The sequence below is a fragment of the Massilia polaris genome (genome assembly GCF_012927275.1).
GTDB classification, from domain to species: Bacteria; Pseudomonadota; Gammaproteobacteria; order Burkholderiales; family Burkholderiaceae_D; genus Telluria_A; species Telluria_A polaris.
Genome location: NZ_JABBGG010000018.1, coordinates 37,324 through 52,214, shown reverse-complemented (window position 1 = coordinate 52,214; position 14,891 = coordinate 37,324). Strand labels below are relative to the sequence as shown.

General features: G+C 56.6%; 13 protein-coding genes. 8 read left to right on the top strand and 5 right to left on the bottom strand.

What is annotated here, in order from left to right; all coding sequences use genetic code 11:
- The first annotated feature begins 346 nt into the window (after window positions 1–346).
- The 7 genes from HHL21_RS20790 (at window position 347) to HHL21_RS20760 (ending at window position 9,950) form a co-directional block, all read left to right on the top strand.
- On the top strand, window positions 347–2,053 hold the full coding sequence (locus HHL21_RS20790) for a hypothetical protein (protein ID WP_169469475.1): 1,707 nt from the start codon (window positions 347–349) through the stop codon (window positions 2,051–2,053).
- Window positions 2,054–3,130: 1,077 nt separating this feature from the next.
- Window positions 3,131–3,739, top strand: coding sequence for a hypothetical protein (locus tag HHL21_RS20785; protein ID WP_169469473.1), 609 nt, complete (start codon window positions 3,131–3,133; stop codon window positions 3,737–3,739).
- 46 nt (window positions 3,740–3,785) lie between these two features.
- Window positions 3,786–4,808, top strand: a complete 1,023-nt coding sequence (locus HHL21_RS20780) for a helix-turn-helix domain-containing protein (protein ID WP_206085950.1) — start codon at window positions 3,786–3,788, stop codon at window positions 4,806–4,808.
- A gap of 141 nt (window positions 4,809–4,949) precedes the next feature.
- The gene (locus tag HHL21_RS20775) at window positions 4,950–7,448 is read left to right on the top strand and encodes a DEAD/DEAH box helicase family protein (RefSeq protein ID WP_169469471.1); all 2,499 of its coding nucleotides are present in this window, start codon (window positions 4,950–4,952) and stop codon (window positions 7,446–7,448) included.
- 1 nt (window position 7,449) lies between these two features.
- Complete coding sequence (locus HHL21_RS20770) at window positions 7,450–7,731, top strand: hypothetical protein (protein WP_169469469.1); 282 nt, start codon at window positions 7,450–7,452, stop codon at window positions 7,729–7,731.
- Window positions 7,732–7,853: 122 nt separating this feature from the next.
- A complete protein-coding gene (locus HHL21_RS20765) occupies window positions 7,854–9,107 on the top strand; it encodes an abortive infection family protein (RefSeq protein ID WP_169469467.1) in 1,254 nt (417 codons plus the stop codon).
- 108 nt (window positions 9,108–9,215) lie between these two features.
- Window positions 9,216–9,950, top strand: coding sequence for a GIY-YIG nuclease family protein (locus tag HHL21_RS20760; protein WP_169469466.1), 735 nt, complete (start codon window positions 9,216–9,218; stop codon window positions 9,948–9,950).
- A gap of 399 nt (window positions 9,951–10,349) precedes the next feature.
- Here the strand turns inward: HHL21_RS20760 and HHL21_RS20755 are convergent, their stop codons facing one another.
- The gene (locus tag HHL21_RS20755; RefSeq protein ID WP_370659774.1) at window positions 10,350–11,180 is read right to left on the bottom strand and encodes a hypothetical protein; all 831 of its coding nucleotides are present in this window, start codon (window positions 11,178–11,180) and stop codon (window positions 10,350–10,352) included.
- Between the two features lie 276 nt (window positions 11,181–11,456).
- Complete coding sequence (locus HHL21_RS20750) at window positions 11,457–12,122, bottom strand: RodZ family helix-turn-helix domain-containing protein (RefSeq protein ID WP_169469464.1); 666 nt, start codon at window positions 12,120–12,122, stop codon at window positions 11,457–11,459.
- Between the two features lie 749 nt (window positions 12,123–12,871).
- Here HHL21_RS20750 and HHL21_RS20745 point away from each other — a divergent pair.
- Window positions 12,872–13,123 carry a hypothetical protein gene (locus tag HHL21_RS20745; RefSeq protein WP_169469462.1) on the top strand — a complete coding sequence of 84 codons (252 nt, stop codon included), beginning with the start codon at window positions 12,872–12,874 and terminating at the stop codon, window positions 13,121–13,123.
- 12 nt (window positions 13,124–13,135) lie between these two features.
- Here HHL21_RS20745 and HHL21_RS20740 read toward each other — a convergent pair whose 3' ends face one another.
- From HHL21_RS20740 to HHL21_RS20730, 3 genes are all read right to left on the bottom strand, one after another.
- Window positions 13,136–13,555: an organic hydroperoxide resistance protein gene (locus HHL21_RS20740; RefSeq protein ID WP_169469460.1), complete on the bottom strand. Its 420-nt coding sequence runs from the start codon at window positions 13,553–13,555 to the stop codon at window positions 13,136–13,138.
- Between the two features lie 195 nt (window positions 13,556–13,750).
- Window positions 13,751–14,176 carry an organic hydroperoxide resistance protein gene (locus tag HHL21_RS20735; protein ID WP_169469458.1) on the bottom strand — a complete coding sequence of 142 codons (426 nt, stop codon included), beginning with the start codon at window positions 14,174–14,176 and terminating at the stop codon, window positions 13,751–13,753.
- Window positions 14,177–14,258: 82 nt separating this feature from the next.
- The gene (locus tag HHL21_RS20730; RefSeq protein ID WP_229496650.1) at window positions 14,259–14,879 is read right to left on the bottom strand and encodes an SDR family oxidoreductase; all 621 of its coding nucleotides are present in this window, start codon (window positions 14,877–14,879) and stop codon (window positions 14,259–14,261) included.
- Window positions 14,880–14,891 lie beyond the last annotated feature (12 nt).

Below are 14,891 nucleotides of genomic sequence, written 5' to 3'. Positions count from 1 at the left end.
GCTTCGGCCTGCTTGAGGATGGCGATGATTTGGCTGTCGGTAAAGCGGGACGTCTTCATGTAGAGCTTTCTGTTCGTAAGTAGAAAATTCTACTTCTAAACACGCTCTTTTTGCGGGGGGATTACCCCCCGAACCCTACATGATGTTGGCACAGTCGCTTCTTAACATTCAGCAGTTGGCAAATTCGCTTCCGTTGGTAGCGTGCTTTCTCTTCGCCACAGGATGGGGGCGTTCGGGGCTAAGGTTGCTGGAATTTCCCTGTTAGCACCTCTTCGGCTATAGTCGAGCCTTTGGCCGCGATCGCGCTGAGCTGGCCACGACAGCCAGTGTCTACTACGGGTATGAAATGACGGTTATTGAACTGATTCAGCAATTATTGCCGGAAGGAACGGACGCCTTTAACTCCCAGGCAGCGCCGTCCACAAACCTTGAGAGCTGTCCCAGCTGGCCGGTAGACCTATTTGCTGTGGTTGGAACCATTATTGAAAGGTCCGGCTGCTACACAATGGCGAGTCCCGACCGGCAAAAACTTGATGAACACGCGATTCGCCTGACGGAGATCGCTAACTGTGCGCGCGTATGGAACGCCAACGATGATATGGTCCCGGGCCCGGTCGATTCGTTATGGCAAGCCGTCGTAACCACCTTCTCCGACGTCCGGGTGAGTGCCGTTCGTGAACATACGGATTTAGTACAAATCCTCTTGGCGTTGTTTGCGATCGCTGACGAAGCTTGCGCCGGCATGGGCTGGGACGTGGCCCCGGACAATGCATCTCTGAATATGTTCGCCTCTATGGCGTTTGCAGCGCTCACCGAGGCGGATGCGTCGGTCATGTTGCCACATGCACCGCATTCGCTGTGCGTAATGGTACCGCCTGACCGCGCCATCGTCTTACCCAAAGCAATTACTTCCTCGGTCGGCTGCACGATCCGCTCACTGAGCCACTATTTGGCCCTGCTAGCGCCGATCTCCGTCCTCGAACCATCATGGATCCTCTCGAGCAAGCGGCTGGGAGGTGATCAGGCGCAGCCGGCGGCGCCATATGACCTTCGGCTGCTGCTTATTCCGTTTCCGTTCACAATCCATGGCCGTAGCTTCCAGTTGAGTTCCCCGCGGCAAAATTTGGCAGATAACCATGTGCCAGCATATTTCAAGCTGAACCAGACGTGGCTCACGCTGGACGGACAGCCGCTCACCGGCCAACTTCTTGCCGATGACTTGGTAATACCGCTTATTAAGCAGGCTCAAATGGAAACCGGCGCAGTCCCGACCGGCGTTATTCTTCCCGAGTGTGCGTTGTCGAGCGCGCTGGCTGGTGAACTGGTACAAGCACTCGCGGCGGCCGAGCTGGGCATCGAATTCCTGATTACCGGGGTGCTCGATTCGGAAGCCGGGGAAAACCAGCTCAACCGAGCACTGACTTTCGTGTTCCAAGAGGACGGGCATGTGGCCATGGGTGAGCAAAACAAACACCATCGCTGGCGCCTCGACCGTGGGCAGACGGATCGCTACGGACTAAACTTTGATAACTCCCCCGGAAACGATAAGTGGTGGGAGGACATCGACGTAAGCCAGCGTCAGTTGCCATTTTTTGGCTTGCGCCGGGACATGTCGCTGGCCACCCTCATTTGCGAGGACCTAGCACGCACCGATCCGGCGATGAGCGCAATCCGGGCGGTCGGTCCCAACCTAGTGATCGCGCTGCTGATGGACGGGCCCCAGCTCGCGGTGCGATGGCCCGGCCGTTATGCCACGGTCCTGGCCGAGGATCCCGGCTCCGCGGTGCTGTCATTCACCTGCGCGGCGATGGTTGACCGTTCAAACTGGCTGGAGGCAAAGCCCGCCAGATCGATCGGTCTGTGGCGCGACGGCGGCGGCAGGACCCAGGAGATCGGGTTGCCGAGTGGCGCGTTGGCAATGATGCTGACCTTGGAATCGAAGAAAAAGCACCAAAATACGCTGGACAACCGGTCGGACAAAGAGTTGTCGCGCCAGCTGACCTTGCGCACGGTAGTTCCCCTTTTTCTTGCAGACCGGCCTAGTTGGATATAGACTGGACCCATTATGGCAACCAAACCACTCATTTTTCACGTCGGCAGCAGAAAGCCGTTTGCCGAAGAAGCCCCCGTTATGGACGCTGTCCAGCAAGCTAAAGTCAAGCGTGGGACGGCCGCGGGTGCCGCCTTGTTCAAATCCAGTAGCCGCGCTACAGCCACGGGGGGAGTTCATGTGCAGGCGGTAGACATTGTCCGCGCCGCAGCCGCCAGCCCGGCCGGTGTAGCGGCAACTGGTGTCGTCGGACGTGCACTTGCTCAGGGTGGCGTTACGCCCGCACAGCCCTCGCGGCGTTCGGCAATTGCGGACGCGCAAGGTCAGGTCGCGGCCTCGTTGCGTCGGCTGGGCGTGCTCGGATAATACGCATCGCCTATCGAGACGGCCCACGCGGCCGTTTTTTTTCGCCCAGTCTTCGGTGAAAATTATCATCGCATTGTTTCATTGCCTTCAACCGAAGACACTCTGCGTTTTGGTTACTTTTCGACTTTCTTTTTTGCCATCGCAAATTCTGGGATGTTGATAGAGGAGGGGCAGAAAACTTTCGCCTGAAGTTCACGCTGTGTTTGAAAAAGAATGGCCGTGTTTCATTGATTTCAAACAGACCTCTTTTTTCGGGCTGTCGCGAATTCTGGAATGTTAATCCCCGAAGGGCCGAACAACTGGTGTTGTCGATCTCGCGGTATTGCTTTCCCGCTTAGCGTGGCCCGAATTCGACCTGAGCTCGGCTACACCTCTTCAGCATCGGATGTGATCGTTGCAGCGATCTTCGCACGGCGAGCGGCAGCAGCAGCCTTATATTGCGTAACAATCGCGGAAGGAGGGTGTTTCGTGAGCGCCATGTCGCGTTGTTCGATCTAAAGACGCAGTTGTAGTCAGTGTACAGGATTCGTTTGCTGAACGCTCAAGGCCGTGAGCGGAGCATATCAGAGGAAGAAGTTGAGAGCGAAATCGTGTTTTCGCCTTACCTAACCGCTAGCGATTTGACTCGACGGGAATAATTTTGGTAATAATTTGTTGTACTTTTTGTCGTTGACTGTTAGCATTGCCTCATTGAAATCAATGAGAGGTTGCAATATGCCGGTCATTTCTCGCGATGTCGCCGAAGAGGCAGTACGCCCTTTCCAAGAAGAGTTCGTTACGGTCGTGCGTAATGCATGGCGTGACTGGAAGGAGGGGCCGTTCGCGCCGACGATGCAGTGTAAGCGCGTACGTGCGAATGTGGTATGGAACCAGATGCTGGTGCATTCGAAGCGGGTTTTTGATGGCCGGGAGGGTATTACCTTCGAGGAGAAGATGAAGGCGTACCGAGGACTCCTTGTTGGTGGCAATATTTTCATTCGGATGAAGAAAGCTGATGAAAAGCTATTGTCGCGGAATTATCCGACAAAGAGCGCGCTGGCTTATGTTGACCAGACCCAAGACATGTTTGATGGGGTCGCAAGGCTCGATATGGTCTACCAGCTGGATAGATCCGAGACCGAAATTGAACGTATCGTGCTAGTGCAGCGACACCGCAAGGCGGTCGCCTGGATGATCGATTTGTTCGGCGCTGATCCAGTCGTGCAAAACGTCATCCCGTTCGCAGAACCACCCGCACCGGAAAATGGCGGATCAGTAGCTGACCGCATCGTAAAACCAAGAAATAAATCGAAAGATGGTAAACAAGATGTTTCGACCGGTTGAACTAGACCGGCCCCTGCGCGGTGAGCTTGTAAGTTTGCGACGTCGAATGCGCTCATTGAGCCAGTCGGAATTGGCAGCATTGGCCGGTATCACTCAAGGTGCCCTGTCGAAAATAGAACAGGGCATCAAGGATTGCACTTATGAGGTTCAGGAACGGCTGGCGCTCGCGCTAGAATGCCCTGTTTCGTTTTTTTACCAGGCCGAACGCGAATATGGTGCGCCGATGAGCGCCCACCCGATGTACCGGAAGAAGGCTTCGGTCCCGCAAAAGGTACTTGATCGCGTCATCGCCGAGTTGAACATTCGGATTGGGCACGTGAGAAAATTTTTGTCTGCCGTCGAATTGAACCCCGAGCTTCCTCTCCCGTTCTACGATCTTGACGACATGGGAGGGGACCCCGAGGCGGTCGCGAATAATGTAAGGCGTGCCTGGCTCCTGCCCCGCGGTCCTTTGCGTTCATTAACCGAGCATGTCGAACGTGCCGGATGCCTGGTTGTACATTGCCCGCTTAACGACGCCAAAATTGATGGCGTGAGTTATCGAATTCCAGGGCTGCCGCCAATAATTTTTCTGAACAAAGACCAGCCGGCCGATCGAATGCGTTTTAGCTTGGCGCATGAGCTCGGGCACGTTGTGATGCATGCCTATCCAAGCCCCAATATGGAAGAAGAGGCAGACCGGTTTGCGTCAGCCTTACTCATGCCTGCAAGTGACATCGGCCCAGAGTTGCAGGGACTGACGCTAGAAAAGGCCGCGTACATGAAGCCGGTCTGGAAAGTATCCATGGCGGCAATGATTTATCGTGCATCGGATTTAGGACGGATAGACCGCAACAAGGCAGGGTATTTGTGGCGGCAGATGTCGATACGTAATTTCCGGCTGCGTGAACCTTCTGCTGTCGATTTTGAGCCTGAGAAGACTTCGGTGATGGATGTTCTCGTGCGGAATATGGTGGAAGACATGGACTACACGAACGAAGAACTCGCGAAAATTCTTCATCTGCACTATCACGAACTGTCCTCCATGTATGACCTTGCGCCGGCTACCGGACTCCGGCTAGTGAAGTAGGAAACTGTTGAGATTTCTCCCCCATATTGCTTGCAGCGCTCGAACAACACGATGAGCGAGACGTGTCAACCCACGCTAGTCGATTGGGCCGCACAACGACGTGGCAGTGTGATAGTCGTGAGCCAGACTTAGGATATTTTTATGATTGATTTCGGCAGCCTGATCGGAGCAAAGCAAGAAGAGGTCGTATATGACCTTGAAAAGTTTTATGGCGCGCTCGACGTAAAAGGAACGCACACGGAGCCACGCCCCGCTCAGCGGGAAGCGATGCGTGCTCTGACGGAGCGGAGCGGCCAGAAGGATTCGGTGCTGAAGGTAAGCACCGGCGCGGGCAAAACGACGGTCGGCCTGCTGTACCTTTACGGGTATATGCGCGTCACGGGTGAACCGGTGGTATTTCTTTGCCCGACTTCCCAACTCATCGATCAAGTCCTCGAGGAAGCCGCCCGGCTCGGCATTCCGGCTAAGGCTTACTTGGGCGGTGAAACGTACCCTCCCCAAGAGTGCGCCCGGGGCGACGCGGTAATGGTCTGCACATATGAGAAGCTGTTCAATGCACGCAGCACTTTCGCCAACCCGAAGGTCAACTTGGTGCCCCATGCCATCGTGCTCGACGATGCTCATGCTGGTGTTGAAAATATCCGCAAGCAGTTCACTTTGACAGTAACCGGAGAAGCCTACAACCGGCTCATCGAAGTACTGGCGCCGTGTTGCAGCAATTATCACCGCACCAAATGGATGGATGTGGAGAGCGGTGATCCTGGCGCCTTGCTGGAGGTCCCCCATTGGATATGGACCGATTCCTATCAAGAGATTCAACAAATCCTACATGGGTACGCTGCCGAGCAGAATTTCATCTTCGTCTGGCCCTATCTCAGCGGGATATTGCCGCTTTGCAGATGCGTCATATCCGGGACAAAGCTAGAAATTAGCCCAGAGGTTCTCCCCACAGAACAGGTTCGTGCTTACGCCCAGGCCGAGCACAGGTTGTTTATGTCGGCTACGTTGGCCGACGACTCGCTTCTGACACGCGAGCTAGGGGTTTCAGCTGCGGCAGCATCTGATCCAATTTTGCCACCCTCTGACCGGGGCCTCGGAGAACGAATGATTCTCGCGCCGTCGCTGATTGATCCGGAGCTCGACAGGGCCTACGTAATGGATCTTTGCGCGGATCTTTCGAAAACCCATAACGTGGTGGTTCTTACATCCAGCGGTCAGCTGGCTGAGGACTGGGTAGCTAAGGGTGCCACCTATTTTAAAGACGATAATTTTGCGGAAGGCGTCCGCAGGCTAAAGAATCCAGGGTCGGGTACGCGTTTCGCGGTTTTCGCTCAGCGTTTTGATGGCGTGGACCTTCCTGATGACGCTTGTCGAGTACTCGTCATTGACGGCACGCCCTACGGTGCGGGACTTATCGATAAGGTCGACTCGACGATGTCCGTTACACCTGGTGGTGTCCGCAATCGAACAATTTTCCGGATAGAGCAGGGGATGGGGCGACCGGTGCGATCACATGCTGATTTTGCCGTGGTACTCCTGGCTGGACAGGATCTGACCACATACGTCGGTCGCAAGGACGTGCTGGGTGCGATGACTCACGACTCACGCAATCAAATTAATCTCTGCATCGAGCTGGCTGATATGGTCCGCAAGTCGAGCGGTGGCAAACCCGATGCCGCGATTCGTCAGGTAATTGGACAGTGCCTCAATCGCGATCCGGGATGGAAGAAGTACTACAACGCAAAGGTCCGTGACGTCGCAAAAAAGAATCCAGAGATCGCGGTGGCCACGATCGAACTCGCAGAACAAGAGCGGCGTGCCCACGTTATGGCATCCAACAATATGTCTGCCGACGCGAAACCGCTACTTCAGAAGGCAATTCATACGGCGAAGCTTACGGGTGATGAGCTTGGCATCCATCTTCAGCGCCTCTCGCGGATTACCTATCTATCGGATGTTGTTGAAGCGATGGCCATCCAGCAGGCAGCGCGCGAGAACAACGTTACACTTGCGATTCCCCCGTCGCTCCCTCGTAAACCGGCTATGCCCGGCGCTAAAACCGTCGCTGAGAAGGTGTGCGTCTGGTTCGGCAAGTTTGCCAATCCGAACGCTGCAGTGATCGAGGCCCAACGAATTGCAAATGCACTAGATCTAAATCAGAAATCCAAGAAGGTGGAGGCCGCGTTGATGCGGCTTGGCGAAGCATTGGGGGCCGAAGCGTCACGGCCTGACGAAGAATTTAGCGACGGACCGGACGGCCTTTGGTTCTGGGGCCCGCGCGCGTTAGTCATCGAAGCGAAAAATGAAAACCTGAAGACACTTCACAAGAAGGATTCGGGTCAACTGCACGACAGTATGCAGTGGTCCCAAACTAACTATCCAGTATTCGCCGAGCGGTTTGAATCACTTGTGGTCGCAAAAGTCACAGCCGTTGACCACGATGCAAATTACCCGCCGCAGACGCGGGTGCTGACGCAGGCCGGCTGTACGGCACTGGGCGTCGCTCTCGTCCAGTTCATGCAAAAGCTCGCGCAACTCGGTCCCGTTTTTGCCTCTCCCGAATTTGTACTTGAAGAGATGTACAAGTTTAAGCTGCACCCCGATCAGTTTTTCGGAACATATACTGTTTCCCTGAGCTGATATGAAGACGATCTGGACGGTCTGGGCTGATTACGGCGCGACAGGGGAGGGGCATACTTTAATGGTTTGGATTGGGTATGCGGTTGACGCCGCCGAGGCTCAATATTCTTTCGTAGAAAAATTCGGCGAGTTGTTCGCTAAATTTTGCAGGGCCGAACAAGGCGCTGTGATTAATGAGGTCACAGCCGTCTTGCTACCAGCTGAAACTGCTAAGCGACTTGAGCGGGCGCGGGGCAGGGCAAACCTGGAGTTCTATTCCAGCCTCCACATCAACGCTTCGTAGGCATTTGTTCCAGAGCGCGACGCGTGAGTCTGACCTCTAGACAGGTCACTGGTGACCCCGTTTAGGCCAAGTTTTGCGTGCTGCAACCGTTCTCCCATAGTCTGAATCGCTACAACTGCCAAATGGAAAATAGCCAAGAATTTGAACAAGTGCTCGCAACGGTCACCAATCTCCTAAGTGCAGAAGGGTTTACTGAGGCGGCCGAATTGGTCAGGCGGGCACCAGCACGCGTGGAGATCACGGGGTGGGATAATTGGAATGGCGGCATAAATTTATGGACGGTTAGCTTTAGCATCGACGCCAGCGACTACGCGAAACTAGGTTCCAGACGGCAGACTATTGAAGAGCAGATATCTAAGCGTCTGGCCGCCGTAATTGAGCAATTTACCGGCGATAGTTACTCGGTAAAGATTGTTCCCCAAGTCGAAACTTGCCCAGACTGGCGCGCCGCTCCTGGTCAATTGCCGGAGGAAGTTAGAAGAACCATTATAGATGGATTTGCGCTAGACAACGTGAGCTGGAGTGGCCGGCTCGATGAGGTCGCATTTCTCGCGCGGTTATACGATTTGAAGTCCTTTCCTTCAACCGATCATCGGTTCCCAGACGCGTCAGGCGATATTTGGCAGCATCGTATCAACAACCCCACGGACTGGGATGACGATTGGGTATTCTGCGACCCTCGCTTTAACTTGCTGAGCTGCCGCGCCGAGCTGTTCCTTCGATTTCTCTGCGAGGTGGTTCATCCAGTGGTACGACCAGATCGCGATGCGGCACTTTCGTTGGTGAAGCAATTTAACGACCAATTGCGACCGGTTGCGTGGGAGCTTTTCGAGGATGAAAAGATCGCGGGTCGGCAACGATTCTCCTTCCGTCAGTTGCTTTCGAACGGCCAGCGCGCGGTTTCACGGGCGCGCACAGTTGCAGATGCTCTCGATGCTGGATGGATGCAGAAAGAGATCGAGAGGCTTGAACATTCCATCGAACGCGATCCCGCGTTGGCAATCGGCACCGCTAAGGAATTAGTCGAATCGTGCTGCAAAAGCATATTGTCCAAGCGTGGAATCGAGTATTCCAGAGGGGCTGACTTAGGCGATTTGACGAAGCTGCTTTGTAAGGAGCTGCGCCTCGTGCCTGAAAATATAACAGATGAAGCAAAGGGGGCGGAAAACATTCGTCTCATCCTCCGGAACCTGACCCAAGTAACTCATAACCTTGCTCAACTGCGAGGCCTTTATGGATCAGGACACGGACGGGACGGACAGCACAGGGGGCTCCAGGCTCGGCATGCTCGATTGGCGGTAGCGTCCGCGGTTGCCTTCATTGACTTTGTCTCTGAAACGTATCACGAGCGCGGTCAACTCACGCTACCAAATTGACACCGATGTGAGCAATACGTTAGAGCGCTTGTTTACCTAACGCGCAATCGCTGGCGAGCAATGACGCAAGATTTGTCACTAAAAACGCAATAGCAATCGAGGGGCGAGATGCATATTTCGATCGACAACAACGGCATTAGTCTCGTCGACGCGCCGCCCGGGCGCCTTCGCGCGGATCCTGACGCCAATCAGAGCCATCCGCGCGAATCGTATGTCTATGCGCATCTGGATCAAGACGGAAACATCTTCTATATCGGCAAGGGCGCGGGCCGTCGCGCGTGGAGCGACGACCGACACCCTCTGTGGCATCGCTACGTCGAACGGAGGACAGGCGGCAAGTACGAGGTAAAGGTCCTGATCGAGGGGCTTAGTGCGGATGAGGCTGAACGCCTGGAGAGTCAGTGGCTAGCGCAGGAAGTCGCCACTTTGGTCAATTGGATTAACATGGCTAGGCGCTCGGATTACGGTGCGATTGACCAATTCCGTCGACTGCGAAACGCGAATCGGGCGCTGGCTCAGTTAGCACGCGAGCTTGAGAAAGACGCTCCGGCGCAAGCGGCTGAAAAGTACGCTGCGGCCATTGCGGCGATCGCGGAATATGCCTTCATCAAGTTCGAACTGGATCTGGTTGGCGACTTAATTGATGACGAAAATGCCGAGTTCGGCTTTTCCGGAGATCTCGCGATCCTCGAGAGATACACAATGGTTCTTGTGAAGCTAGGTCGCGCGCCGGAGGCGAAGGCGGCGATCAAAGACTACATCGCCAAGTACAAACGGGATCAGAGTCGTTCGTCCTTCGAGAAAATGTACGCCCGTGTTGAAAAAGCACTGCGTAAGGCATAGGCAACACCAATACACCTCAGTCCGCTATGGAAAGGCGGTGCTCAGAAGTGGCCGTCCGTGCGAGTAGCAAATCCGGTTCAGCCGACGCGAGCACCCCAGGTCCGACTTTATGCACGTTTGAGTTCCAACTATATGCAAACGGACGGCACGGTATAGCGCAACGGCTGGTAAGCTACTGGTCTTCGCATAATTTATATTATGTCAAATGACGATGACGAGTGTGCCCTAATCCCGCCTCGCCCAAAATCGTCTGGTGAAGCAAAAGTGCCCGATTGGTGTAAGCAAAAGTGCCAATTCCCGAATGTTGTGAAGTAAAAGTGCCAATGCAACTGGTGCTGATCGCGGGCTCGTCCCTATGAAAACGGCCAGCGAACCAACCCGGAAACGGGTCCATTGCCATCAAGCGGATTGAGTGGTCGTTTTCGTCTGCTTTCGAGTCCGCGACTGACCTCCGGGAGCCACCGATTCTTTCGATGTCGCTAAGCTCGATTTCTGCTCATCCAGAATCTCGTTCTTGGCTCTCAGCGCGGAAACCTCCGCGCCCGCCGCGCCCAACTGTGCGTGCAAGCGGTCGAGTTCGGCCTGTGATTTCTCCAGGTTGGCTGTCATGGCACGTAGTTCGCCTGCCTGCATGCCATTCTGGTGACTGAAGGTTGCCAGCTGCTTTTGGAGTGACATTGTCTCTTCCCTGTAACGATCAACAGCCGCCTTCTTTTCCGAAAGTGCGGCCTCCAATGCCTTGCGAGCCTGCCTCGCGGCCATTCGTTCGCGATCGATTTCGACAAGGGCTCTGGCTTCGGTGGCGCTGAGGCGCGCTTCGTTTTGCTTTACAGACAATCGTACCTTGTCGAGCTCGACCGCAAAATCGTGACGAGAGGCATCAAGTCGCGCAAGACTACCTTCCAGATCGGCTCGCGCACTCTTGAGTTGTCCTTCGAGCGCGGCATTGGTCGAATTGAGCGATGTGCTTTCGTGACGCAGGAGTTCGATCTGATCATGCGCGTGACGGAGTTCATCTTCCAATGCAACGAGGTCGGCGCGGGCCGCGTTAAGGTTGGACGTCGACCTCGACACCGCATCCTCCGCCAAGCTGATTCTTGCCTGAGCTTCGCTTTGAAATGAGGCAAGGCCTTCATGAGCGGCTTCCTGAGCGGTCTGCCAGAGTGTGGCGACAAGCTCACCGGTTGCCACCTTCAGCGCATCAGGAAGGTCCGGGTGATTGATCGTCACCCTGCTCTTTTCCCTCAGGTTTTCCCAGAATCGATTCAGCGCTTCTGCCTGCCGTTGACCGGTAACGTGGAAGCGGCCACTGTCGCCTTCGAGGTGGGCGATGAAAGCCCGTCACAGTTCAGTCGAGAGTACCGGCGCCCTTTTCGGCAGAGCGCCGCTCAAGGTTTCGCTCAAAGATGTGGTTTCACCCAAAACAATTTTTCCGGCCACTGAACGATGGCGCCACGCACCGCGGCGTGGCGCGCAAAGTCGATTAGGCGAGCCGCCGATCTCGCCTTACAGGCAGACTTCGACGTAACTCACGGCAGGCTCGAGGCCGGCACGAATTTTCGTGATGTGCTTGCCGTCTTCTTCCATGATGATCGCAGCCTTCGGACTGTCGCTCCTGACGCTCAGGTAATGGCCCGCCGGCAGGTATTTGTGCGGACCGACTTCGATCGCCGGGTATTTTTTCTTCGCCTGCGCCAGCGTATCGCCGACGGCCAGCCCCAGTTCGTTGGGCGTGCCGGCGTCGGCGTCGGCGCGCGTAACGATGCCCTTCTCGACCATGAAACGCGCGCCCGGCACTTGATTGAAGCGAACGGAGCTGCATGCCGGATCGTTCTCGCCGAGTGGCACGCTCTTCTCTTCGAGCTTCTGTTCGACGGCGCTCAATTTGTCGCCGAACCTGACCGGGCCGTAGCCCTGGGCCGACAAGACCGGCCTGGCGATCCGTCCTGCCGAAGCGCCGGCTGGGGTATCCGCCACCGGGGTTACAGGCGTAGTTGACGCTGGCGTTCCCGCCGTTTCTGCCGGCGGACTTGCCGCTGTTGTTGCCGGCACGTGCGCCGATGCGGCGGAGCTTGTCTGTTCAGGTGCGTCCGCTTGCACGGTTGCGGCCGGCCTGGAGCAGGCTGCCAGCGAGGACACCAGCATCATCATCATCACGATTGGAGTACGCATTCTTAGTTGCCTTATATAGATTAAAACCGGAAGGTAACACAGCCTGCCCGCGACGTCGCGGCGGTTCGGCGCACAATGCGGCTGTGAAGCACTTCATCGACTTGATTGCGAAGGTGCGCGCGACTTCAGCAGTGAACATCATTCCAGCCTGAACTCTTCCATCCGGGAAGATTGTCGTCGGGGTGCTATTCGGCGCCAGCAGCCTGGCAAACGCGTAATTGCGGTTCAATCCGGTGCCATCGCAAGTTCCTTTGCCTACCACCTGCCGGCCGGTGAGCCGCTTCCAAGCTGCGATCCGAGGTGATTGACCGGCATGGCGGAGCGCGCGCGGCAGAGCGCTTTTGTGTCGCACTTCTAACGCAGTTGTACACGCGAGTGCAGCGCAACGGCAGAATGCATGCGAATTTCGGCTGGCCACGAAAATCAGTCCAGGGGCGCCGCCCTGTTCGACAACGTTTGCGCGTAGCTGCCGATCGAGGCCGGGTTCCGCGTGCGGTCCCATCGCACGCATGGGCCGGCCAGCACATCGCCTTCCGTGAAGACAATATTCAGCGCTCATGCGAAGTACTGGATGGGGCGAACGGCCCGTTGCCGCAGGAGCTTGTCGACGGCCCGAAACGAGCCGAGGATCGCCCTTCGGGCTATGCCGGGGTGGCGTCTGCGCCCCCTATTTTTTCGCGATCACATTTCTGATACGGCGATGACGCCGGCGCATCGGCACACATCGCAATCTGTCCGCGGATGGCGCAATGAAGGTCGTTACCGTCATCATCAGTGTGGAACCGCTCAATGAAAGGCCGCTTGTCCGGCTCACCGGCCGGCCCGTTATCCGGCCAGCAGCCCACGATCTGATTCAGCCTGGACAACGTGTCGAGAGCCAGATGGCTTTTCGCGCCATCGAAGCGCAGCCAATCCCAACATGCATGCTGGGTTTGGGGAAGAACAGCCGACGGGTATGCGAGCGCGTCGTCGTCGTCTCAGGAATGCGTTGTCGGGAGTGAGCGCCGCTGCGCTTAGACCAGATTGATTTGCACCTCGATGTTGTTGCGGCTCATCTTGGAATATGGGCAGGTCTGGTGTGCCAGGTCTACCAGTGCGCGCGCAATGTCCGGCCCCAGGCCGGGCAGGCGGACGTTCAGGCGGGCCTGCAGGAAGAACGCGCCGTCGGTGTTGCAAAGGTCCACTTCGGCATCGACCGCCAAGCCGGCCGGCAGTGCCACTTCCAGCTTGCCGGCCGCCTTGCCGATGGCGCCGATGAAGCAAGCCGACCAGCCGGCCGCAAACAGCTGCTCCGGATTGGTGCCCTTGCCGTTGCTGCCTGGTGGCGACAGCTCGATATCCAGATTGCCATCCGAACTGCGGGATGCGCCCTTGCGGCCGCCGGTGGTGTGGGTTTTTCCGGTGTAATAGATTTGGGTCGAATTCGAAGACATGATATTGCTTTCAATTTAGGGGTGGGTGAATCGGGATTGCATGCACTGTCACTGCATCTTGTCGGGACATCGGACTGATCCGTTCAGCGTCGAGCGGATCAGGCCCGCGCTCCACTTCAATCGGCGCCGCTTTCGGCTTGGTGAACGGCGCGGCGTTCATCACGGCCAGGTGGCCAGGCAACGCGCCGGTCAGAATCAGACGAGGATCAGCGTGACATCAATATTGCCGCGTGTCGCATTCGAGTACGGGCACACGATATGGGCCGACGCGAGCAGCTCTTCCGCTACGGCGCGATCCATGCCCGGCAGCGAGATTTTCAGCTCGACTTCGATGGCGAAGCCGGTTGCGATCGGACCGATGCCAACCGTGCCTTCGACCGAAACGTCAGCCGGCACCGCGATCTTGTCGCGGTGGCCGACAAATTGCATCGCGCCGATGAAGCACGCCGAGTAGCCGGCAGCAAACAGCTGTTCCGGATTAGTGCCGACCGCGCCGGCGCCGCCCAGTGCTTTCGGCGTCGTCAGTTTGAGGTCCAGCACGTCGTCGGAGGACACGGCGCGGCCGGCGCGGCCGCCGGTTGCCCGGGCGTTGGCGCGGTACAGAACATTTTGAATCGACATAGTGAGCTACCTTTACATGTATGTTTGATTACGCCCGTCCGCCGCGATGCGGTGGCGGACGGGCGCAAGCGGTATCGGCCGCTTACCACTTGCCGTTATGAGCGCCGGCATCGACGTGCAGCACTTCGCCGGTGACCTGTTTCGCCTCGGTCAGGTAGACGACGGCATCGGCGATGTCCTCGACGGTGGCAATCAGTCCCATCGGCGACAGCGTCTTGAGGAAATCGACCGGATTATCCTTGTGCAGCGGGGTAGCGACGACGCCGGGCGACACCACATTCACGCGGATGCCGTCTTTCGCATATTCCATCGACAGGTTGCGGCTCATCGCATCGATGCCGCCCTTGGTCATCATCGGAACGGCGACGGTGAAACCGCCGATCGGGTTGTCGACCAGGCTGCTCGAGATGGCGACGATGCTGCCGCCGCGCTGCTGTGCCAGCATCTGCTTGATTGCCAGCTGGCTGATGTACACATAGCCTTCCCGGTTGGTATGCACCAGCGACTTGACGTCTTCCGGCGTGTAATCGATGAAGGGCTTCGGGAAGAAGATGCCGGCGTTGTTGACCAGCGCATCGATGGCGCCGAATTTCTCGATGGCGGTCGTGATGTTTTCGCGGTTCAGTCCCCAGCTGTCGGTCTCAACTTCGTCGATGATGACGAAGGTGGTTGCCGGATTCTTGTTCAGCACGCGTGTGAGCAAGTCGGTGACGCC

Excerpts from the sequence above, each read along its gene's own strand:
- HHL21_RS20750 (WP_169469464.1), bottom strand. The coding sequence starts at position 12,122 with ATGCGTACTCCAATCGTGATGATGATGATGCTGGTGTCCTCGCTGGCA.
- HHL21_RS20745 (WP_169469462.1), top strand. The coding sequence starts at position 12,872 with ATGAAGGTCGTTACCGTCATCATCAGTGTGGAACCGCTCAATGAAAGG.
- HHL21_RS20740 (WP_169469460.1), bottom strand. The coding sequence starts at position 13,555 with ATGTCTTCGAATTCGACCCAAATCTATTACACCGGAAAAACCCACACC.
- HHL21_RS20780 (WP_206085950.1), top strand. The coding sequence starts at position 3,786 with ATGCGCTCATTGAGCCAGTCGGAATTGGCAGCATTGGCCGGTATCACT.
- HHL21_RS20760 (WP_169469466.1), top strand. The coding sequence starts at position 9,216 with ATGCATATTTCGATCGACAACAACGGCATTAGTCTCGTCGACGCGCCG.
- HHL21_RS20790 (WP_169469475.1), top strand. The coding sequence starts at position 347 with ATGACGGTTATTGAACTGATTCAGCAATTATTGCCGGAAGGAACGGAC.
- HHL21_RS20785 (WP_169469473.1), top strand. The coding sequence starts at position 3,131 with ATGCCGGTCATTTCTCGCGATGTCGCCGAAGAGGCAGTACGCCCTTTC.
- HHL21_RS20770 (WP_169469469.1), top strand. The coding sequence starts at position 7,450 with ATGAAGACGATCTGGACGGTCTGGGCTGATTACGGCGCGACAGGGGAG.
- HHL21_RS20735 (WP_169469458.1), bottom strand. The coding sequence starts at position 14,176 with ATGTCGATTCAAAATGTTCTGTACCGCGCCAACGCCCGGGCAACCGGC.
- HHL21_RS20775 (WP_169469471.1), top strand. The coding sequence starts at position 4,950 with ATGATTGATTTCGGCAGCCTGATCGGAGCAAAGCAAGAAGAGGTCGTA.
- HHL21_RS20765 (WP_169469467.1), top strand. The coding sequence starts at position 7,854 with ATGGAAAATAGCCAAGAATTTGAACAAGTGCTCGCAACGGTCACCAAT.